At 37.7% G+C, this 19,186-nt stretch carries 27 protein-coding genes and 1 tRNA gene; 6 read left to right on the top strand and 22 right to left on the bottom strand.

From position 1 onward, the window contains the following. Window positions 1–172 precede the first annotated feature (172 nt). Complete coding sequence (locus E2R53_RS01745; protein WP_133310127.1) at window positions 173–472, bottom strand: DUF5658 family protein; 300 nt, start codon at window positions 470–472, stop codon at window positions 173–175. 299 nt (window positions 473–771) lie between these two features. Here E2R53_RS01745 and E2R53_RS01740 point away from each other — a divergent pair, with 299 nt between their 5' ends. Beyond that, window positions 772–1,119, top strand: a complete 348-nt coding sequence (locus tag E2R53_RS01740; protein ID WP_133310126.1) for a helix-turn-helix domain-containing protein — start codon at window positions 772–774, stop codon at window positions 1,117–1,119. An 89-nt stretch (window positions 1,120–1,208) separates the two neighbouring features. Here E2R53_RS01740 and E2R53_RS01735 read toward each other — a convergent pair whose 3' ends face one another. After that, window positions 1,209–1,433, bottom strand: coding sequence for a hypothetical protein (locus tag E2R53_RS01735; RefSeq protein ID WP_133310125.1), 225 nt, complete (start codon window positions 1,431–1,433; stop codon window positions 1,209–1,211). Window positions 1,434–1,517: 84 nt separating this feature from the next. Between E2R53_RS01735 and E2R53_RS01730 the strand changes: the two genes are divergently transcribed. Then, window positions 1,518–1,841 carry a DUF3889 domain-containing protein gene (locus E2R53_RS01730; protein ID WP_133310124.1) on the top strand — a complete coding sequence of 108 codons (324 nt, stop codon included), beginning with the start codon at window positions 1,518–1,520 and terminating at the stop codon, window positions 1,839–1,841. Window positions 1,842–2,075: 234 nt separating this feature from the next. Here E2R53_RS01730 and E2R53_RS01725 read toward each other — a convergent pair whose 3' ends face one another. The 9 genes from E2R53_RS01725 to comGA all read right to left on the bottom strand — a co-directional run bounded on the left by E2R53_RS01725 (window position 2,076) and on the right by comGA (window position 6,833). Further along, window positions 2,076–2,255 (bottom strand): YqzE family protein, encoded by a 180-nt coding sequence (locus E2R53_RS01725; protein WP_133310123.1) that lies wholly within the window; start codon window positions 2,253–2,255, stop codon window positions 2,076–2,078. Window positions 2,256–2,279: 24 nt separating this feature from the next. Next, window positions 2,280–2,798 carry a shikimate kinase gene (locus E2R53_RS01720; RefSeq protein WP_165970854.1) on the bottom strand — a complete coding sequence of 173 codons (519 nt, stop codon included), beginning with the start codon at window positions 2,796–2,798 and terminating at the stop codon, window positions 2,280–2,282. A 76-nt stretch (window positions 2,799–2,874) separates the two neighbouring features. Next, the gene (comGG, locus tag E2R53_RS01715; protein ID WP_133310121.1) at window positions 2,875–3,249 is read right to left on the bottom strand and encodes a competence type IV pilus minor pilin ComGG; all 375 of its coding nucleotides are present in this window, start codon (window positions 3,247–3,249) and stop codon (window positions 2,875–2,877) included. Continuing rightward, window positions 3,246–3,743 carry a competence type IV pilus minor pilin ComGF gene (comGF, locus tag E2R53_RS01710; RefSeq protein ID WP_133310120.1) on the bottom strand — a complete coding sequence of 166 codons (498 nt, stop codon included), beginning with the start codon at window positions 3,741–3,743 and terminating at the stop codon, window positions 3,246–3,248. The genes comGG and comGF overlap by 4 nt, the downstream gene beginning before the upstream one ends. Next, on the bottom strand, window positions 3,676–4,002 hold the full coding sequence (gene comGE / locus E2R53_RS01705) for a competence type IV pilus minor pilin ComGE (RefSeq protein WP_133310119.1): 327 nt from the start codon (window positions 4,000–4,002) through the stop codon (window positions 3,676–3,678). The genes comGF and comGE overlap by 68 nt, the downstream gene beginning before the upstream one ends. Next, window positions 3,986–4,453 carry a competence type IV pilus minor pilin ComGD gene (gene comGD / locus E2R53_RS01700; protein WP_133310118.1) on the bottom strand — a complete coding sequence of 156 codons (468 nt, stop codon included), beginning with the start codon at window positions 4,451–4,453 and terminating at the stop codon, window positions 3,986–3,988. Before comGD ends, comGE begins: the two co-directional genes overlap by 17 nt. Beyond that, complete coding sequence (gene comGC, locus E2R53_RS01695) at window positions 4,416–4,724, bottom strand: competence type IV pilus major pilin ComGC (RefSeq protein ID WP_133310117.1); 309 nt, start codon at window positions 4,722–4,724, stop codon at window positions 4,416–4,418. The genes comGD and comGC overlap by 38 nt, the downstream gene beginning before the upstream one ends. Window positions 4,725–4,741: 17 nt before the next feature. Continuing rightward, on the bottom strand, window positions 4,742–5,776 hold the full coding sequence (comGB, locus tag E2R53_RS01690; RefSeq protein ID WP_133310116.1) for a competence type IV pilus assembly protein ComGB: 1,035 nt from the start codon (window positions 5,774–5,776) through the stop codon (window positions 4,742–4,744). Beyond that, window positions 5,766–6,833 (bottom strand): competence type IV pilus ATPase ComGA, encoded by a 1,068-nt coding sequence (gene comGA / locus E2R53_RS01685; RefSeq protein ID WP_133310115.1) that lies wholly within the window; start codon window positions 6,831–6,833, stop codon window positions 5,766–5,768. Before comGA ends, comGB begins: the two co-directional genes overlap by 11 nt. Window positions 6,834–7,029: 196 nt before the next feature. On the opposite strand from comGA, the gene E2R53_RS01680 reads away from it, so the two are divergent. Further along, window positions 7,030–7,101, top strand: a tRNA-Gln gene (locus E2R53_RS01680). Between the two features lie 43 nt (window positions 7,102–7,144). On the opposite strand, the gene E2R53_RS01675 is transcribed toward E2R53_RS01680, so the two are convergent. Both E2R53_RS01675 and E2R53_RS01670 read right to left on the bottom strand, forming a co-directional pair. Continuing rightward, window positions 7,145–7,393 (bottom strand): hypothetical protein, encoded by a 249-nt coding sequence (locus E2R53_RS01675; protein WP_133310114.1) that lies wholly within the window; start codon window positions 7,391–7,393, stop codon window positions 7,145–7,147. Window positions 7,394–7,580: 187 nt separating this feature from the next. Continuing rightward, on the bottom strand, window positions 7,581–7,961 hold the full coding sequence (locus E2R53_RS01670; RefSeq protein WP_133310113.1) for a Spx/MgsR family RNA polymerase-binding regulatory protein: 381 nt from the start codon (window positions 7,959–7,961) through the stop codon (window positions 7,581–7,583). A gap of 270 nt (window positions 7,962–8,231) precedes the next feature. Between E2R53_RS01670 and E2R53_RS01665 the strand changes: the two genes are divergently transcribed. Beyond that, window positions 8,232–8,477, top strand: coding sequence for a DUF2626 domain-containing protein (locus E2R53_RS01665; protein WP_070876617.1), 246 nt, complete (start codon window positions 8,232–8,234; stop codon window positions 8,475–8,477). A gap of 40 nt (window positions 8,478–8,517) precedes the next feature. On the opposite strand, the gene E2R53_RS01660 is transcribed toward E2R53_RS01665, so the two are convergent. Together E2R53_RS01660 and E2R53_RS01655 are read right to left on the bottom strand one after the other, a co-directional pair. Next, entirely contained in the window at window positions 8,518–9,627 is a 1,110-nt protein-coding gene (locus E2R53_RS01660; RefSeq protein WP_286166040.1) for a class I SAM-dependent methyltransferase, read from the bottom strand. Then, a complete protein-coding gene (locus tag E2R53_RS01655; protein WP_133310112.1) occupies window positions 9,617–10,249 on the bottom strand; it encodes an MBL fold metallo-hydrolase in 633 nt (210 codons plus the stop codon). Before E2R53_RS01655 ends, E2R53_RS01660 begins: the two co-directional genes overlap by 11 nt. A gap of 83 nt (window positions 10,250–10,332) precedes the next feature. Here E2R53_RS01655 and E2R53_RS01650 point away from each other — a divergent pair, with 83 nt between their 5' ends. Together E2R53_RS01650 and E2R53_RS01645 are read left to right on the top strand one after the other, a co-directional pair. Beyond that, the gene (locus E2R53_RS01650) at window positions 10,333–10,797 is read left to right on the top strand and encodes a hypothetical protein (protein ID WP_133310111.1); all 465 of its coding nucleotides are present in this window, start codon (window positions 10,333–10,335) and stop codon (window positions 10,795–10,797) included. Window positions 10,798–10,871: 74 nt separating this feature from the next. Continuing rightward, window positions 10,872–11,045, top strand: a complete 174-nt coding sequence (locus E2R53_RS01645; RefSeq protein ID WP_133310110.1) for a DUF2759 domain-containing protein — start codon at window positions 10,872–10,874, stop codon at window positions 11,043–11,045. Between the two features lie 232 nt (window positions 11,046–11,277). Here the strand turns inward: E2R53_RS01645 and E2R53_RS01640 are convergent, their stop codons facing one another. The 7 genes from E2R53_RS01640 to E2R53_RS01610 form a co-directional block, all read right to left on the bottom strand. Beyond that, window positions 11,278–11,592 carry an MTH1187 family thiamine-binding protein gene (locus E2R53_RS01640; protein ID WP_133310109.1) on the bottom strand — a complete coding sequence of 105 codons (315 nt, stop codon included), beginning with the start codon at window positions 11,590–11,592 and terminating at the stop codon, window positions 11,278–11,280. A gap of 26 nt (window positions 11,593–11,618) precedes the next feature. After that, window positions 11,619–12,722: a hypothetical protein gene (locus tag E2R53_RS01635; RefSeq protein ID WP_133310108.1), complete on the bottom strand. Its 1,104-nt coding sequence runs from the start codon at window positions 12,720–12,722 to the stop codon at window positions 11,619–11,621. Between the two features lie 64 nt (window positions 12,723–12,786). Further along, window positions 12,787–13,926 carry a M14 family metallopeptidase gene (locus E2R53_RS01630; RefSeq protein WP_133310107.1) on the bottom strand — a complete coding sequence of 380 codons (1,140 nt, stop codon included), beginning with the start codon at window positions 13,924–13,926 and terminating at the stop codon, window positions 12,787–12,789. Between the two features lie 283 nt (window positions 13,927–14,209). Then, window positions 14,210–16,114 carry an LTA synthase family protein gene (locus tag E2R53_RS01625; protein WP_133310106.1) on the bottom strand — a complete coding sequence of 635 codons (1,905 nt, stop codon included), beginning with the start codon at window positions 16,112–16,114 and terminating at the stop codon, window positions 14,210–14,212. Window positions 16,115–16,463: 349 nt separating this feature from the next. Further along, window positions 16,464–17,432, bottom strand: coding sequence for an ROK family glucokinase (locus tag E2R53_RS01620; RefSeq protein ID WP_133310105.1), 969 nt, complete (start codon window positions 17,430–17,432; stop codon window positions 16,464–16,466). Window positions 17,433–17,497: 65 nt separating this feature from the next. Further along, entirely contained in the window at window positions 17,498–17,698 is a 201-nt protein-coding gene (locus E2R53_RS01615) for a YqgQ family protein (RefSeq protein WP_133310104.1), read from the bottom strand. 168 nt (window positions 17,699–17,866) lie between these two features. Continuing rightward, window positions 17,867–19,036: a rhomboid family intramembrane serine protease gene (locus tag E2R53_RS01610; RefSeq protein ID WP_133310103.1), complete on the bottom strand. Its 1,170-nt coding sequence runs from the start codon at window positions 19,034–19,036 to the stop codon at window positions 17,867–17,869. Window positions 19,037–19,186: the final 150 nt, after the last annotated feature.

Here is a 19,186-nt window from a genome sequence, read left to right as displayed (position 1 = left end):
TATTAAATACTTTTCCGGATTAAAATTAGCGGTATGCACCGCTCGAATAGCTTTTATTTTTGTCAGATCATTTGTGCAGATTGGACAAATCCACCGATCTGCCGGACAGCTGCTGAATGAAGACTGATAACAGCGATTGCAAAGTTTTTTATACATACTACTGTCCTCCACTCTAAATAAAAATGATATGAATCCAATAGACATGCATCGCCAACACAATTCCATAAGCAATAGAAGCTGTATAAGCAATGAATTTTACTGCTGCTGAAGAAGGCAGGCACCTGAAAAAAATAAATAAAAGTAAAAAAATAGAAAAGGATAGTTTGAAACCTGCAAATAAAAGGGGATGTATTTCATAGAGCAGCTTCATAAATGGATTAGCTTCAGCTATTAAATCGTATTGAAGACCAATAACAGTAAGCAAAGCATCTAATGCATTAACAACAGCCAAAAAAATGAAAGCGCGTTTCAAAAGCGTCTCCCCTTTTTGGTGATTTTCAGCTGGATATTCTCAATTAAGAACAATTTAATTGCAATTTATTGCTGCCTGATTTATTTTTATGCAACCAGTTATTTATTATAAGGATCTATTAAATTATAAGACGTTAAAGACAAATAATATATCATTAAAAACCGCTGAATTTTCGTTTTAAAGAACATTTTACGCGCACAACCTGCTGTTTGCTCTTATTTTCTTACTATTTCACCACTTTATAAAGAACGATATGTTCTATATAATGAAAACACATTGATATTAAAGGAGCATTCTTGATGATTGGGGAAAGGATTAAATCTTTACGGCAAAAGAAAGGATACTCCCTTTCTGAACTCGCAGAGCTATCAGGAGTTTCAAAATCCTATTTAAGCTATATTGAGCGGGATATTCAAAAAAATCCTTCTATGCAGTTTTTGACTAAAGTTGCTGTTTCATTAGGAACGGACCTAGAACAGCTTCTTGCAGAGGATCAGGATTCAAAACCTAAGGCAGAAAAACAATTGGACGAAGAATGGACGGATCTCATTTCTGAGGCTATTGATCAGGGATTGACGAAGGATGATTTTCGCACCTTTCAGGATTTTATAAAATTTAAACGATATAAAGAAAAAAAGAAACATTGAGTCAAGTATATGAAATGGAAGATCTTCGGTTCGACTTTCCGCAAAAACGAAAAGAAGAATAAAGCCGCCTACGGACGGTTTTATTCCGCTTAATCTCCCCCGCCTCCCCCGCCGCCGTCACCTCCTCCTGAATCTCCTCCGCCTCCCCAGTCAAAGAAGCCAGAGTCAGAGCGATGACGATCATCCGAATCTGTTCCGGCAACAGGAAAGATTGCGGAGGAACCGGTGCCTCTGTGTCTGTTTTTACTTCTATTCCCATCTGTAACAATTGCAGCAATAAGGATAATAAAAAAGAAAATGATCACGAATACCATTTTATTGCCCCCTTCAGATAATATTCCAATTTTGAATAATAGCTCCTTTTTTGGTAAAAATAACTAAAAAGGAAGGTGATACGTTTGAAAAAATCGATTGTTTTATTTCTTCTTCTCTTTATCTACGGATTAACTCCTTCATTGGTTTCAATTTCCAGTGATGTTTCTGCCGCACAGCACACAGATTGGAAAAACGTTGCTGTCAAAGAGACAAAAAAACGTTATCCTTTGTCACAGGTTCTATTTGCACAAAAGATTTGGGATAATACTAAAAAGAATCAAACTGTAAAACAATATAAAGTTACCGTACGTGAAGGAATGAAAGACATTGGCGTTTTTGTAACAATCTCTTACGATGCCAAAACAGAAAAAGTAAAAAAGATTCAAGTATTAGAAGAGGCAGACTAAAGGAATAAGAAACGATACAAGAAAAGGTACCCAAACGGGTACCTTTCTTATTACACACGGAGATTCTGATTTAACTTCTCAATCTGATCCTGAATTATACCGCAAACCTCTTCCGCAAACTTTTATCGGTCCTTAGTTAATTCACAAGTTCAAAAAAAAGTGCTGTTTTGAATTGCACCCAAATATTAGATCATTCTAATATTGCGGGGTCACTTCAAACCAGCACCGGCCTTTTTATCTTCTTTTCTTCTTAAAAAACATGACGGCAAATGGCAAAATTCCGAACCATCTGCTTGCAAATGGAGTCCGCTCCGTTTTGCGGATCGTCTTTTTTGCTTTTCTTACTTCCTTTGGGGTATCCATATAACGAACTAATTGCTGTGTCATATATTTCACATAATCATTGGTAGACAAAACAAACACCTCATGCACACTTTTTTATTCAGTATAGCCAGTGTCTTGTCTTTCTAATCTCTTAATCATTTCTTCAGTAACTTCATTTATTGATTTACCTGTCGTTTTTATCATGAATGAGCAATCTTCATAAGCAGTTTTTCTGGACAAATACAATTCAGTAAGATCTTCTTTTGAAGCATGGAGTGCAAGCGGCCGATTTTCATCCTCTTTTAGGCGTTCAAAAATAACATCAAGATCCGTATGCAAAAATACAACTATTCCATTCTCCATCATATACTTTCGGTTTTCTGTTCGGACAGGAAGCCCGCCTCCTGTTGTAATGACTACATCTTCAAGGGGGAGCATCCTGATGGATTTTGTCTCCAGATCCCGGAAGAATTCTTCTCCCTGTTCTTTGAAGATTGTCTTCACTTCTTTTCCGGTCTCTTCTGCAATGAATTCATCCATATCATAAACAGGAACTTTCAGCCTTGCAGCCAAAGCTTTTCCGATGGTTGTTTTTCCAGTTCCCATAAATCCTGTTAAAAAAATAGCCTTCACAAACATTCACTCCGCATTTTTTTCATAACTTTAACACAGATTTGCTCATTATGGGAAATGATTTTAAAGCGATCTTCTAATATACCGTCCAATCGACAATTTTCTTTTGCATGATGCTGTATCTATATTTAGATGAAGTAAAATTCTTATTTTCTGTTACGCATGACAGTTCTACAAGAATATGTTCCGGATCAATTTCAGTAACCGTATAAACTATTGTCCCTTTTTTAAGTTTTATGAGCTGCTGTTCTGCTGCATCTTCTCCAGTAATTTGATTTAAAGAATGTTTAACCCCAAATAGCATAAGATTTTCTAATAATACCGACTGGCTTCTTTCCTCGTAGAACTTTTTTTCTGTTATATATAAAGCTGTGTGATGAAAGACAACCATAAGAAAAAATAGTACCAATATCGAGACTGAAGGAAGAATATACCCACTTTCGTTTTTCATTTCATGGCCATCAGTTCATGATAATTTCTGAGACTGAAGCGGTACTCATTATCTGTCATGCTGGTAACCGTAAGAGATGCACCGCCTGCAATAGGCTCAAATTTAACAGTTTTAACATTTCTGAGACAGATGATATGCCCCGTTCCATCAACTTGTCTGCGAATAAGAAATCCGTATTTTTCATATTCAATGACCCTTCCTGATTTTGAAGTGAATGAAATTCTTTGGGGCTCAACGGTCAAATTCGTCCCTTCCCGCATTTCGATAACGGTCTGCTGCTGAAAAACTTCCCATTCCAGAAGATTCAAATCATCTTCCCTTTCAGATATTCCATAAAGGTAAGGGATAAGAATGACCGAAGAAGAAACAATAATAACGACTATGCTTAAAGAGAACAGCATGTTTAGAAACGTAAATCCCTTATTCTCAAAAAGAATACAGGCATTCCGCTTCCGCATCTTTCTGGCTTTCCCATTTGATGCAAGCTTGATCAATTCCTTCCTCCTTGCTCCATATAATCTCAAACCTTTGATTTTTAACGGAAAGAATAAGGTTTTCTTTTGCACGGTTTTCAAAATTCAGGGTTTCAATGTGATCTTTCAGAAGAACCAAGGCTTCATGCTTAATCTTATTTTCTTCCCGCTCTTTTTTTAAATAAACCGATGCCGGAAGCAGCATAAGAGAAATCATCGACCAGATACTAAAGGCCATAAGTATTTCAGCCATCGTAAACCCATTACAGCCCTTCAACATTCATTCGCCCCATTCCCATATAAAAGATCATCCTGTACTTCTCTTTACGATAGGCAACATTCATTGTTCCGCTTGCTGTTATTCCGCCTTCACTGTTAAATTGAACCCTGGCATCCATTGTTGCTGGGGTAATTTGAATATCGGAATCATAGCTTACCGTGAATAACCTCTTTGCGGGTATCCCTCCCTCTACACCGATGTACTGGTTTTTGGCTGTATCAAAAAGAATCATAACCCCTTTTTTATTCGAGATTGCATGCTGCTGAGCATAAAGAACATCCCTTTCAAGCGCTTCAAAAAATAATTCTGCCGTTTTTTGACTTTGAAATGGCTGTATGATGAGCATCGTTAACACCATAAGAACAGATACAATACTCATCACCATAATCGTTTCTGTTAATGTATAGCCTGATTCAATCTCCTGCCTTCTCAGCAACCTTTCCGTCGCCATCAATAATCAGCTCGGTTCCATTCGGGCATACAGGTGATTCCTCAATATAATTCTCTGTCTTAAGGTCATCAATTGTAGGGACCGACTTTAGTTCAATTTGATAGGCAGTGGACTGAGCCTGTAGTGTATTTTTCAAACCTTCGCAGCCTTTAGCCTGAATATTTGAGTGATGCTTCGTAATATTCGGAATGGTAATCAAAAGCAGGACAGAAATGACAAGCAGGACGATCAGCATTTCTATTAATGTAAAACCTTTCTCACTTTTAACCATGGTGGTCCTCCTCTTTTTTATAAAGCTTCCATCATGTGATACATTGGCAAAATCATTGATAAATACATCAATAAAACCGTCACTCCCACAGCCAAATAAGCCGCGGGCTGGATCATCATGATCCATTTCATTAATTTGCCTTCAAGGCGCTCAAGAACAAATTGACTGTAAGTATAGAGCTCCCTAGCTAAATTCCCATTTGCTTGTCCGTGCCCAATTACTTGGGTCATCTCTTTTTCATAAAATGAGTTTCGTTCAACTAAACCTTCAAATCGCTCCCCTTTCTTTAGATGTTCAATAAACCAGGAAGCTTCATCCCTGTAGAAAGGGAGCAAATTTTGATTTTCAAATACCGTCAGGCTTTCATATATAGACAGGCCGCCTTTCAATAAATTGCTTAACTGCAGCGAAAAATAGTAGCTATTAATAAGGATCACAAATTTCTTCCAGAGCGGAATTTTTATCGCAATTCTCATTTTTTCCTGAGGAGGCAGCTTTTTAAAATAAATGATGTAAAAAATGCTGCCTAATACAAATAGAAGGAGAATTAATACAATAAAAATCTTTGTACCTTCAAAAATCACAAATAGAATTTCAGTCAATATACTTGGCTTTATATTCATGGAGTGATAAATTTGCTGAAACTGCGGAGCGATAACTGACTGGGAAATATACAGAAGAATGCCGATTGTAAAAAAGAGGAAAAGAGGATATTGCAGAACTTTCTTCATTTTTTCATGCTGAACAAGTTTGCGGCTGAGCATTTCTCCTCCTTCTCTAAGAGCCATTTCAAGATCTCCATGCCGTTCTGCAAAGTACAAGTAACTTAGCACTTCAGTATGAAAGCTCAGCTTTTCAAAAGCTGTGCGGACAGGAACTCCTTTGGATAATTCCCGCAGGCAAAAGAAAACAGCTTGTTTCTTTTCATCATTTAAATCAATCGATGTGAATTTCATTGCTTCATTGAGTGTATATCCTTTTTCTAAAAGATCGCTGAGTCTATTTAAGAACAATGCCTGATCTTTTATCAGCCATTTTTTTTTAATCTTCATACTGATATATCCACTTATGCATAGACTGATTAGATAAATAACCTAAAGCGATCCCTTTTTTAATCACATCTTTTAAGGTTGTATAGTCACAATCTACTTCTTCTCCCCTGGCTTCCTTGAATGCGAGAGTGAGATTTTTGCCATAAAGCATCTCAAAAATTCCAAGCCGTCTGGACTTTCTCATTTTTTTGCAGTGCGGAGAACAAACATTCGCGCAAAAAGGGCATTTTAACGCTACAAGCCTTTGTGCCACAACTGCTAAAAAGGTTTGTTCAATTTCAGATAAACTGACATCAAACTCCAGCATTCTGTAAATAGCTCCTTTTGCATCTCTAGTATGCATCGTTGATAATACTAAGTGTCCTGTCAGCGCTGCTCTGACTGCTATTTGAGCTGTTTCCCTGTCCCTGATTTCACCTACCATGATAATGTCAGGATCATGCCTCAGAATCGCTTTTAATCCAACTGCATAAGTAATTCCGGCTTTTTCATTTACTTGTACCTGCAAGACTTCAGAGCTTTTTGTTTCAACAGGATCTTCAAGGGTAATAATGCTGCGGTTAAAATGTTTTTTTGCGTAATGAATCAGAGAATAAAGAGTGGTGGTTTTACCTGAACCAGTCGGGCCTGTAAATACCATCAGACCATGAGAGTGGTTAATAAAGGAGAGAAGCTTATTTGCTGTTTGGGGAAACAGAGAAAGATGCGCCAGCGAGGGAATCACTTCATTTGGAAGTATGCGGATCACAAGACTTTCTTCAAAGATTGTTGGAAGCGTTGACAGACGGAGCTGGACATCTATGGTTTCATTTGAAAGGGCCAAAGCGCCATTTTGCGGCCTTCTTCTTTCACCAATATCCATAGAGGCCAAAAATTTAAAGTGTGCGATAATCCGTTCACATACCTCTTTTCTGATGGAGCGCTTTTCGATAAGGTCATCATCAATACGATATTGAATAACGGCATCCTTCTCTCTCGGGACAAAATGGATGTCTGATGCATGTAATGAACACGCTTCTTCCACAATTCTTTCACTTAATAATTCGATTGAATTCATGACATCCTCCTTTCTGTTCAATTAGTGAAAGCGTACTTGATTTCCGTTTAGAATGCACATCCTAAAAATGCAGTTTTTTCAACCATTTTAGTCGTTTTCCCGTCTGATAATTTCATAATCTGCCAGATAAAATAAAAATTTCACGGCTTATCGTATAATTTTGCTTGTTTTGTCAAAAATGAATAAAGGTTTTCATTGGGCTATAGCCAAGCGGTAAGGCAACGGACTTTGACTCCGTCATGCGCTGGTTCGAATCCAGCTTGCCCAGTTCATTAAGTGCGAAAAACCCTGCGAATGTACGCAGGGTTTTTTTAAGCTTCTCTTTTGGCGTAATAGATGTAGGGTTTTCGCTTGGATTTAAGCAATGACGGTTTCATATAATATACCCGGTAGCCGCTGTTTAGAATTTCATGATCGATGTATTTAAGATTGTTTTTTTTAGCGAAATCCTTTGAGGCTTTCTCAATGCTAATTTCATTGGAAATATAATTTGGACTTGAATAGTCAGTTGCTACATTCCTATTGCCAATGCCCTCTAAAAAGAATTGTATTTCTGTCATTTCAGCTCCACCTTTTCGTTCTTTATAATGAACTATTTGTATACACTATACAAAGAAAATGGCGGATTGAAAATGGCTAAAAATGGTTGATTTCCTAATATATATTATATTTACTTGGTATTTCTAAAGATTACTCTCGTATTCTCATTTTTTCGTTTCCGATAAAGAACGGAGTGTTCTTTATAAATCATGAAACAGATTTATGAACTTCCTTCTTCTTTGAAAGTTTTGTCAGAGCTTGGGGATTATAACCAACGACAAGCTTTTTTCCATCTGTAATAATCGGTCTTCTTAAAAGCTTAGGCTCGTCAATGATCAGTTTTATGACATCAGATAAAGGAAGATCATCAATATTTAAATTTAAATCTTTATACGTTTGGCTGCGGGTAGCTAAAATCTCATCCATGCCGTCTGTTGTAAGCTGAAGAATTTTCTGGAGTTCTGTATAAGAAGGAGTTTCACGAAACAAATGCTTTTCACTGAATTCGATATTGTGCGCTTTTAACCAATGCTTAGTTTTCCTGCATGATGTACAGCTTGGATAACTATAAAAAAGTAACTCGTTCATTGTTCTTCATCTCCCATTCTTGTATAAGGTTTGTTTAAAAATAACGCTCATACGGCAGCAATTCTTACTTTCTGATTTTATTGTACAGTATTTGTTTAACTTTTGTACAGCAATAATCCTTGGAATAACCATCTTTTTTTTATAAAAAGTTTACACTTTGTTACATAAATGGCACTTCTAGAATGTAAACGCTATTTACAATGGTATTGGACGTACATTATAATAAAAAAAGTGATGGACTTAGGGACTAAACAAAGGAGGGATTGACATATGGATCGCATGTTCCGAGTATTAGGCTTTTGGACTGGCATCTTTGCTGTCATGTTTTATTTGGGAGATATGAAAACGACTTCATTATTATTCTTCGGACAGACTGGATTTTTCGTACTTTTATCTTATTTAAAATTATCTGAACGCATGTATATTTACATTTTTGGAGCATATTTAACCGTTTTCTTCGTAGGCTTTACATATTGGACAACGTTTATGATGGTGCCTGGACAGGGCGGCCATTGATAAATTAAAAAGGTGAGCTGCCAGCGGCAGCTCACCTTTTTTAATAGATATCTTTTTCACGAAGGTTTGTTCCCTTTTCATGTATAAATACTTGAAAAGAAGAACTCATCCCATCCGGCATAATTAAACTTCTGATCGCTCTATTTTGTTTGGCTGCTTCCCCAAAAGGATTTAGATCTCCATTTTCCATAAGGTAAGAGAGAATTCCTGCGTTCGCCAAAAATAGATCCTGCCTTTCGCTTTTCAGCAAATTCCAGCCAAACTCTGCTGCCCTTTTCTCTAGTGCATCAAAGTGGATGTGCGCAGTCAGATCCATTTCAAAAGGGTTCGCAAGCGGAGTCATCATTCTATGCCTCAAGTACCCCCGCATGCTTCCTTTATATCTGGCTGGGTGCTGCCATTCTTTATTTGTATATCCATAGTCAATTGTAACAATGACTGCCTTGTGAGCTAAGGCATTTATCTTTTCTAAATATTCGAGCATGGAGAGCGGAATCTCAAAGCGCTGTCCTTCACAAAGCTTGATTCCCTGCCAATTTAAGTAATCTTTTATCTTATCATTTTTTAAAGGAACTCGTTTTTCAACAAGTTCATTTTCTTGATTAAAGGAAATACACACTTCAAACAATTGGTTATTGCTTTTTTCTATAACCTCTACAGGAAAGGCATCAAACAGTTCATTAGAAAATATTATGCCGCTGTAAGGTTTTGGAAGATCATCTATGGAAGATATTGATGTAAGACGGTTCAGCTTAACACTGGCTGATTGAAGTTCTCTGTGATATCCGCTTTTTTCAACAGAATATACCTTCATTACCTTGAATGTCTCTGGAGATATCTCTTCCCATTCACGGAGCATGGCTGAAAGAAATCTTCCTGTTCCCCCACCCAGTTCACAAAAGAAGGGCTCTGCAGCCCCGCTTTTAACGAGCCTTGCAAACAGATTGGCAAATACTTTTGCAAAGACATCAGAAACATTGCTGGCCGTATAAAAATCCCCATCTTTGCCGATTTTCTTTTCCTTATTTGAATAATACCCGAGCTCTGGATGATAGAGGACAAGATTCATGTATTCTGAATATGTGATCGCTCCGCCTTGTTTATTTATGTAGTCAATAACAGGCTGAATCATCTTTCCTTTAAAAGCCATTTAAATATGGATTGCTTTCCATTTCGAGTTCGATTGTTGTATCTTGTCCGTGTCCAGGCAGAACAATTGTGTCCTCCGGGAGAGTAAGCAGCTTTTGATGAATGCTTTTAATTAACTGACCATGATCTCCCTGCGGCAAATCAGTTCTGCCGATACTGCCTGCAAATAAAGCATCCCCTGAAACAACAAAGCCGCCTTCTTTAAAATAAAAAGAAATGCTGCCTGGTGAATGTCCGGGTGTTTCGTATATTTGACAGGAAAAAGAGCCTATTGTGAGTGCATCTTCCTGATCGATTAAGTGATCTGCTTCACGAGCAGAAATGGTCTGTGACATAAATGCCATTGATCCGTTCATTGCCGGATTAGAAAGCCATTTTTTTTCTAGACGGTGAATGTATACTGGTATCTTAAATTGATCACGTATTTCATCTACAGCTCCAATGTGGTCAAAGTGTGCATGTGTCAGCAAAATCGCGATTGGCTTCATTCCTCTTTTTTGAATATGCTGAATTAACTTTCTGCCTTCACTTCCAGGATCGATGACAAGACATTCTTTCATAGCATTCGATATTAGATAACAATTCGTTTGGAGAGGTCCTAAAGGCATCTGCTCCCATTTCATATAAACACCCCGATTGCATGATTTTTCTTTCTATTTTACACTAAACTTATGTTGAACTAAATGATTAGGGAGTGAAATGCGGGGTGAAAATGTATTACGGAGTCGAATTTCATTCAGACGCAGATATTAAAGACATCATTGCCGACTATGAATACTGTGATTCAGATGGCAGTATACTGATAACAGATTGTTACAAGCAGGCAATCTTATTAAAAAATCAATTTATCTCCAAGAATATCTATGAGGAAATTCACGAATTAATACAGCTGCATCCAACAGAGATATACAGCTCCTATATTGACTATGGAATGATTTCAGAGTCAGGCAATCACTACCTGTTCAAGGAAATGGTTTGCCATTTTCAGCTCAAATCAACTGAGTTCACTCAGATGAAAATGTGCATCCTGCAAATCGAAGAACATTTACTTGCTGTCAGTGATCAGACGTTTTATGCCGGCTGCCATGACTCTGAGCTGGTTCAAAAAATTGCTCAATCATATGAAGTAACGGTAGATTTCGACCTCGACAAACAGAATGAAAACGTTTAAAATATTAAAAGGAATATTTTGTTTTTCATTCTGTTTACATTTAAAAAGACTTACATACGTCAGGGGGCTTCAAAATGGGATTAGTTATTATATTCGCTCTAGTTACATTACTGTCTGCATACGGACTTTACCGCTCGTTTAAAGGCAAAAACGTACTTGGCATCGTCTTTGCCGGAGGTACTCTTGCAATATTTGGATGGTTCACTTTTATGACTATCATCCATCATGGATTTCCGACTGCGCATTAATAAGATAAGCGCAAGTGACCGTTTAGCGCAGGCAAACAAATAAGGGTCCGGCAGAAAGGCGCTGTTTGCCAATACTTGCGGTTTCTGACTGCCTGAGAAGCATAAGCGATTTCGTTCGGTATCAAAGTGCAAAGTTTTATATTTTCTTATCTCTTAAGTTCGAAAAAAGCGGCTCGAGTCAGTCTGCGCAAGCAGAAATAGACTAGAGCCGCTTTTTCTTTTCCCGAATTGATTATAGCGTTGAATGTCGGTTTACACTGTTTAGCTTGCTCTCCATCGTTGAAGATTTATCTCTGCGGTCATCGATGCGGATATTAGTGGCCACACGCTGAATCCCCTTCTCAAACGGTGATTCATGAATGGCTTTAATAACATCGAGCAAATCAGATAACTCACCCTCAATAATTGTATTCATTGGAGTAAGCTGAAATTTAATTATGCCCTCACGTTCATATTCTTTAAGAATTGATTGAACAGCAGCGACATATTCGCTTACACTTGCCGTTTCAGTGCCGATCGGAATAACAGTTACGTCTGCAATTGCCATATACTCTACCGCCTCCTGATGTGTTTTCACTTAACAATACTTTTAATTTCGGGGTCTTTCAAGTTAATTACCTTTTCTAAATAGGAGCCGTACAAGGCCAGTTCACCGTTGGGAGAAAGTTTGATTTCACTGTTATCAATATTTTTTAACACAATCTCTGTTTTTTTATTTTTAGGATCAACGGATGTTAAATTAAATTTATTATCTTCTGCTGGAACAAATGTATAAAACAGGCCGCTTCTGCTTGAATAATCAAATTCAGGCACAAGCCATTCCGAGTATAGCGGCAGCAGTTCTTCATCAAAAGAATAGATGTAATTCTCGTAATTACCATCATAAAAAGTATAAGAACCAACCGGTTCTTCTTCATTCTCAACTACAACAGCAAATGAAAGGTCTTTAAAATTCGCGTGAGTAATAATATGTTCATCAATCAAAACTTCTTTCTTACTCACTAATGAATGCTTATATAAAGGAGCTGTTAATTGAGGTTCCGCTTCATCCCATTTCAGATACGTTACATCCTCATCAGACATCCACTGAATAAATGGAATTTCCACAGGATTTTTATCTAATGAGAAATCGCTCATATTCAAGATAAAAGTTTGAAACGTCCAGTTTTCATCAAATGAGGTCAAAAATAAACGTTCTCCGGACGGACTCCATGAAAAAGTAAGCTCAGAAGAAGGAATAGACCGTTTCGTCTTTACATTGCCCATTTGATCAATAATCGTTATTTCAGCCTCAAAGCTCGATGGACTCGAGTGAACAAGAATTAAGTTTTTATCCGGATTCAATTCGAGCTGCACGATTGACGCTGCCGATTCAAAAACTTTCTCTTTTTCAGCTGTAAAGAGGTTATATTTATAAACCGTTGATTTTTCTGCATTCTCACTTAAATAAAGGACATGCTGATTATCAAGCCAGCCTTCAACTGAAAAGAAATTCTCATCCGAGATGGGAATAAGATTTTTCTCCTGAAGAAAATCAACAGAAATATATCGTTCTGCTGTTGCCGGCTTTCGTATCTCTGCAAGTTCAGAAACATCATGAGGTTGATGAGATTGCTGTGAACAGCCAGTGAATATAATTGCCGTTATGAATGCCAGTAGTATTATTCTGAATCTCATCAACAAATGCTCCCCTCTTATCTGTCACATCTAGTATTACGTTTAAGTCAGCCTAATTGTTTCATCATTTTAAAGAATATAAAGAAGCCCAGAAAATCCCTCTGCTTTTTTCATAAATTTCATCAAATTGATTTAGCGGAAGAGGGTTGACACCAATGCCAAGTTCTATGGTAAAACCGCATTTTTTCTTTTCATAAATAAACCAATCCCGAAAACCTGCATGACTGTCTATATTCTTTATAGCTTTATATCCGCTGAGACGGCTGTATTCGGTCACAATGGCCAATGCTTCTTCCGGTTCACAGTTCATGTATCCCCAGTAAATCTCCTCACCCTGGGTATGTACAGCCACTATGAGATCAAAGTTACGGGCATCTGCAAGCTTAGCCATTGCAATAGATTCCGGTTCTGTAAGGGGCGCATCTCCAGGATAATCTCTCGATGCAGGAAATTTAGGAATTTTTCTTTCCTTTTCTATCTCCCAGTAAGCAGGATACTGATTATTCAGATCTACTCCATTAATGTTTGCTTTCCATTGCTCAAAATCTAAACTGTTGTTATTCATAAACAGAACGGATTGATAATGAGAATGCTCAGCAGGCAGTCCATTGATTACCAGCTGCACCCCATCCGGGTTAACCATCGGAACAAAAGATAAAGACGTATTTTGATATAGTTCCATCGCAGCGTGCCCTTCAAATGCGCCTCCATCTACAACTGCTTCCAAATACTCATGAAGCCAGCACATTAAAACAGATGTTGTAATCCATTCATTTGCATGAAACGATCCATTCATGTGAACCTTCTTTGTGCCGGTTCCAATCAAAAGTTCATATATAGGAAGGCCTAGTACGCTGTATCCAATGGTTCGTTTCTCTATAAAAGGAAAGGCTTCCGTTACTTTTGCCAGATCTTCAAGAAGAACATTGTAATCATATGCCCGTTTTATTTGGATAAACTCTGATGATTGAGGTAAAGAATCATGCCCCTCATAAAAGTCTATTATATTCCTTACTGGTGTCTCTTTGGAAGTGGACGAAATGTGACATTTAAATTTTCCAGTAAAAGGGATATGGAATGTTTCACCGGACTTTATAAACGTTGTTTTCAAATGAGGATTTGAATCAAATAGCAGCTGCTCATGAACGTTTAAAATACTCGCGAGCTCCTTTAAGGTTGTGTTTTTTTCTGCTCTGACTTTCATCCTGATTCCTCCCTGGCTTTTGGTTATTATTAGCATATGATTCAACTTCCCTATTCTTGTTAAACGCTTTAAAACAGTCACAAAGACTGACGTAAGAAAAGCGAGAGCGCCGCCCGTTTAGCGCAGGCATGACAGATAAGGATCCGGCAGAAAAGGCGCTGTTTCCGAATACTCCGTACTGGACGAGGAGCCTGAGCGATTCCGCTCGCCATCGAAGCGGAAAATTTTGTACTTTCTTGTCACTTAAAAAAGCTTTGGCCACAAGGCCAAAGCTTTAGATTACTTACTTACTGGATTCATTCTCAGGTTCTTTTTTTTCTTTTCCGTTTTTCATTTCATCATAGAAGCGCAAAAGATCTCCATAGATGATTTTATCTGAGTAATTTAATTCCTGCTTCGCTTTTTCCATAAACGGCTCACATGCATTTTTATCTTCAGCAGGCTCGCCGGTTGATTTATCGTAGCATGTTCCGCTTGTATAGACGAATTTGTCTGTAATGAAGCTTCCATCACGAAGAACAGTAAACGGCAATTTGTCTTTCGAGAATAAATCTTTGCCGAATTCAATTTCTTCTTTCGTCTCGATGCCCAATAAATGCATAAGTGTAGGACGAATGTCAATTTGACCGGAAACATCTGAAATCGTTTCAGGTTTTTTATCCGTTACACCTGGAATATGAACGACAAATGGGACCCTTTGCAGCTGAATTTCATCAAATGGCGTGACTTCCTTGCCTAAGAATTGACCCATTGCTGCATTATGATTTTCTGAAATACCATAGTGATCTCCATACAGGACAATAATTGAGTTATCATATAACCCTTCATCTTTAAGCTTTTGAATGAAATTTTTCAAAGCTTCATCCTGGTAACGGACTGTCGGGAAATAATTATTCAATGTTTTACTGTTGGAATTAAACTCATCCACCATTTTATCTTCTTCATTCAGTTCGAATGGGAAGTGATTTGTGAGCGTAATATGCTTGCTGTAAAAAGGCTGAGGCAATTCTTTCATATGATCAACTGACTGTTCAAAGAATTCCTTGTCTTTCAGTCCCCAGCCTACTGAATTTTCCTCGTTTACTTCGTAATCATTTACATCAAAGAATCTGTCGTATCCTAAAGCCTGATACATGATGTCACGATTCCAGAAACTTTTATTGTTCGCATGGAAAACAGCTGAGTAGTAGCCTTTATCTTTCAATAATTCCGGAGTGGCTGCATATTTATTGTTGCTGTTTGTGAAAAATACTGCACCGCGTCCAAGAGGGTAAAGCGAGTTATCAACAATAAACTCTGAGTCAGAGGTTTTCCCCTGGCCGGTTTGATGATAGAAATTATCAAAATTGTAGCTTTCACCAATGAAGTCATTCAGGAATGGTGTAATTTCTTTTCCATTAATTTTTTCGTTAATGACAAAGCTCTGTGTCGACTCTAATGAAACCATAATGACATTCCGTCCTTCTGCAATGCCGAACATTTCATCATTTGGCTCTTTCTTATTTGCTTTTACATAGTTTTCAATCTCAGTCAAACTATTGCTGTCTGCAAGCGCACGCTGTGCAGATGTTTTTGACTGAAGGACTCCATCATAAACATGAAAGTTATAAACACTGATGTTTTTTACAAGCATTTCACGGTCAAAAGAGCGTGTTAAAAGCTGAGGGCGCTCTGTTTCAGCTAATCCCAGGTTAAAGAAAAAGATTCCTGCTACCAATAGGTAAAAAGCTGTTTTTTCCTTTCTGGTGACAGATGATCCAGTTTGAAAGCTTGGACGTTTCATCAGCCAGAAAAGGATGACGATATCAACAAGAAGCAATAAATCAAAAGGTTCAAATAAAGATGATATACTGCTTCCCAGATCACCCATATTGCTTGTCTGGAATAAAACAGGAATCGTTAAGAAATCATTAAAGAACCGGTAGAATACAATGTTGGCAATAAGGACAGCAGTTACAACGATGCTTGCCCCCAATATATACCTGTTGCGATTTTTCTCTTTCATAAACAGCCCAAATCCAAATATGAACAGAAGAAAGCTTAATGGGTTAATGAACAGGATAAATTCCTGGGTGAAGTTTTCAATTTTAATGTCGAAACTAGTTTTGTAGACAATGTATGTTTTTATCCACATGAACAATGTCGCAATCAGTAAAAATGAAATTTTCGAAAATGATTTTATACGCATTTCATAACCTCCTCATACGTTAGAACCTGCGTAACATATAATTTTTTTTATTTATCATAAATCAATATTTTTTCCATAAATTAGGCTGAAATATCACAGCTAAACCATATCTTAATACTTCTTTAACAAAAAATCAATCGTTTTTAATATTTCCCTTACACTAGGATGATAGAATAATAATGTTCAGCTTATTCGTTTTACCCTATAGTTAGACGTATAAAACATAAAAAAGTTTCAAAAATATCAAAGTAAAACTTTTCAGAATATTGAATGACAACAAGAAGGAGCCTTATCTATGAGAGATAGGGCTCCTTTTTATTATCATTTTTTTTATTTTTTTATATGTGCCTTAAACTGTCGACAGCTTTGTTTTTACAAGCCAGGCACCGCCGATTACCCCTGCGTCATTTCCTAAAGTGGCAATTGATATGGAAGCACCTTCTGCCACGCGCGGAAATGCAAAGCGCTTGAAATACTTTTCTGTATTTTTTCTTAAGTGTTCACCTGCTTTTGAAACCCCGCCGCCTATAACGATCTTTTCTGGATTTAAACCATTTGATAAGTTCGCGATAGCAAGACCCAATTGCATTGTAATATATTCAACAACTTCTGATGCAAGCTGATCTCCTTGTTCAGATGCTTCAAACACATCTCTTGAAGAAATGCTGCCGTTCTCTTCGTATAAATTTCTCAGCGAGCTTGGTGCTGAGTCCTGATGCAGTTTTTCAACAGCAAGCCTCACAATACCCGTTGCAGAAGCAATTGTTTCAAGACATCCTTCTTTGCCGCAATTGCAAGGTGCGCCTCCCTTTACTACAGAAGTAATGTGGCCAATCTCTCCTCCTGCTCCGTTTACGCCGTGAACAACTGTTCCATTAGAAATGATGCCTCCGCCTACTCCAGTGCCGAGAGTAACACAGATTACATCTTTGGCACCGTCTCCGGCACCTTTCCACATCTCTCCGATAGCTGCAATGTTTGCATCATTGTCTATCACGGCTTTTAAGCCTGTTTCAATTTCAAGATGGTGCTTCAGCGGGTAGTTCTTCCAGCCTAAGTTTACTGTTTCGTAAACAAGACCTGTTTCTAAATTCACAGGACCCGGTGCTCCCATGCCGATTCCTGCAAGCTTGGACTTTGTTTGTCCAAGTTCGGCAAGCTTCGCATCGATTGCCTTTGCTATATCTGTAGTTATCGTTTTTCCGCTTTTATCTGTAGGTATTTCCCATTTTTCGATCATTTCGCCATAATGGCTGATAAACGCCATTTTAATTGTTGTTCCGCCTAAGTCAATTCCTACTAGCCATTTATCTGTCATTTTCAACGTCATCCTTTTTTGTATTTTTTAAGAAACCGTTTGCACAATTTCCTGAACGGTTTGCCTTACTTTTTGTCTTTCACCCGCTGGCGCTCCTGCCTTAAAAGCAGTACTGCCATCTGGTAATCCTGAACTTCGATAAGATTCGATTCAAACAGCTGTCTGACTTCCATCTCCATCAGTTCTAAATCAGCTGAGCGATCGCCAATGTAAATGATGGTTCCATACTTTTTTAAAAGCTGCTGAACATCATAAATTGTTTTCACATTTCCACCTACTCATATGAAGCTTAATCTAACTACATTAAAGTATAAAGGAATGTCGTAATGCGTCAAGAGAATTATCATTAATAAGGACAGATATCTTCTGAAATCGTCCGCAGGCTTTTATCTAGATCCAAATACAGGAAATAAAAAAAGAACAGTCTCCTGTCCTCAAATAATCCAAGCAAAGTGAATTCCGTAAATATATGCACCGGCTATTAATAGAATGGACAGAAAAGCTCCAAGCAGTCTCAGTCCCCATTTGTTTTGTTTAGGGAGCGGAACGGTCAGTGCAGCCAAAAACCCTCCCAGCAAGCCTCCAATATGCCCTGCATTATCAATATTGGGGACAGCGAAGCCAAATAGAAGATTAAGGACAATAATAAATATTAAATTTGAGCCGATTGTTCTGAAAAACAAGTTTGGTTTGATTATTCCTAAATAAAGCAAGGCACCGAAACAGCCAAAAATAGCTCCTGAAGCTCCTGCTGAAATCGAGGGACTTAAAGCAAAACTTGCAAGCGTTCCTGCTGCGCCAGCAAACAAATAAATAAATAAAAATTTTGCAGATCCGTACATTCTCTCAACCGCACTGCCAATATAAATCAAGGCCAGCGTATTCATCAGTAGATGCAGCATCCCAATATGGAGAATAATCGGAGTAAAAAAACGCCACCATTCACCGTTTATAATCGAGGGATTGTATTTAGCGCCAAACTGAATTAATACTTGAGTGTTTTGACTCCCTCCTGCAGCTTCCAAAAGCATAAACATTAAAATTTGCAGACCAGTAAATAAATAGGTAAAGATTGGTTTTCCAAAATTAAAAATCTGTCTTTCTTCCTTTACTCTGCGATTTGAGTATGTAATTGCCTCGCTTCTGAGCCTTGCAATGTCAGTTGGATCAGGTGATTTATCTGAAGCCAGGCTCACTCCAAGCAACTGTTCAAGGTAAAAAACCATTTCTGATTCATTGTCTTTATGAACAACAATTGATTTTATAGTCGTTTGTCCTTCCTGGTGCGGTTTTTCAATACGAAACTCCCACTCATCCACTGGCGGATATGATGAAATATAAACGTTTAATAATTGGATCGGATGCCTCCATGATTGTTTGCGTATCCGGTCAATGTGTCCCGCAGTCCTTTCAATATCCTGCTGAAGTTCTCTTCCCCAATCAAGATCCATTCTAATGAAACGTACAATTTGAAACTCCTTATTTTTGTATGGACCAAGCAATACTTCCTGTTCATCTTCTGATAAACGGATTATCTGATAATCGTGTCTCGTCACAGCTTCATGGGTTAACTTCCACAAAAGATTATCCCCGCTTATTCCCATATTCTTCTCTCCGAACTTTTTTATAAATATTATATCAACTTATCGTAATCTTGTTAAAGAATAGTACTTTCTTTCTATAATTGGGCTATTTTTTATGCATGACATAAAATATTTAATAATAAAAAAACACCTGTTGGCCAACAGGTGAGC

Origin of the sequence: Peribacillus frigoritolerans (assembly GCF_004358755.1) — a bacterium.
In the GTDB taxonomy this organism is placed as follows: Bacteria; Bacillota; Bacilli; order Bacillales; family Bacillaceae; genus Bacillus_P.
The sequence above is the reverse complement of the archived record's forward strand: the minus strand, read 5'-3'. Positions and strand labels throughout refer to the sequence as shown.

Coding starts and splice junctions, on each gene's coding strand:
- E2R53_RS01620 (WP_133310105.1), bottom strand. CDS start 17,432: ATGACAGATAAATGGCTAGTAGGAATTGACTTAGGCGGAACAACAATT.
- comGA (WP_133310115.1), bottom strand. CDS start 6,833: ATGAATTCAATCGAATTATTAAGTGAAAGAATTGTGGAAGAAGCGTGT.
- E2R53_RS01640 (WP_133310109.1), bottom strand. CDS start 11,592: ATGGCAATTGCAGACGTAACTGTTATTCCGATCGGCACTGAAACGGCA.
- comGE (WP_133310119.1), bottom strand. CDS start 4,002: ATGTTGAAGGGCTGTAATGGGTTTACGATGGCTGAAATACTTATGGCC.
- comGD (WP_133310118.1), bottom strand. CDS start 4,453: ATGGCGACGGAAAGGTTGCTGAGAAGGCAGGAGATTGAATCAGGCTAT.
- E2R53_RS01645 (WP_133310110.1), top strand. CDS start 10,872: ATGGGATTAGTTATTATATTCGCTCTAGTTACATTACTGTCTGCATAC.
- comGG (WP_133310121.1), bottom strand. CDS start 3,249: ATGAAAAACGAAAGTGGGTATATTCTTCCTTCAGTCTCGATATTGGTA.
- E2R53_RS01635 (WP_133310108.1), bottom strand. CDS start 12,722: ATGAGATTCAGAATAATACTACTGGCATTCATAACGGCAATTATATTC.
- comGC (WP_133310117.1), bottom strand. CDS start 4,724: ATGGTTAAAAGTGAGAAAGGTTTTACATTAATAGAAATGCTGATCGTC.
- E2R53_RS01655 (WP_133310112.1), bottom strand. CDS start 10,249: ATGAAATGGGAGCAGATGCCTTTAGGACCTCTCCAAACGAATTGTTAT.
- E2R53_RS01740 (WP_133310126.1), top strand. CDS start 772: ATGATTGGGGAAAGGATTAAATCTTTACGGCAAAAGAAAGGATACTCC.
- E2R53_RS01665 (WP_070876617.1), top strand. CDS start 8,232: ATGGATCGCATGTTCCGAGTATTAGGCTTTTGGACTGGCATCTTTGCT.
- E2R53_RS01625 (WP_133310106.1), bottom strand. CDS start 16,114: ATGCGTATAAAATCATTTTCGAAAATTTCATTTTTACTGATTGCGACA.
- comGB (WP_133310116.1), bottom strand. CDS start 5,776: ATGAAGATTAAAAAAAAATGGCTGATAAAAGATCAGGCATTGTTCTTA.
- E2R53_RS01630 (WP_133310107.1), bottom strand. CDS start 13,926: ATGAAAGTCAGAGCAGAAAAAAACACAACCTTAAAGGAGCTCGCGAGT.
- E2R53_RS01675 (WP_133310114.1), bottom strand. CDS start 7,393: ATGACAGAAATACAATTCTTTTTAGAGGGCATTGGCAATAGGAATGTA.
- E2R53_RS01670 (WP_133310113.1), bottom strand. CDS start 7,961: ATGAACGAGTTACTTTTTTATAGTTATCCAAGCTGTACATCATGCAGG.
- E2R53_RS01735 (WP_133310125.1), bottom strand. CDS start 1,433: ATGGTATTCGTGATCATTTTCTTTTTTATTATCCTTATTGCTGCAATT.
- E2R53_RS01660 (WP_286166040.1), bottom strand. CDS start 9,627: ATGGCTTTTAAAGGAAAGATGATTCAGCCTGTTATTGACTACATAAAT.
- E2R53_RS01610 (WP_133310103.1), bottom strand. CDS start 19,036: ATGGGAATAAGCGGGGATAATCTTTTGTGGAAGTTAACCCATGAAGCT.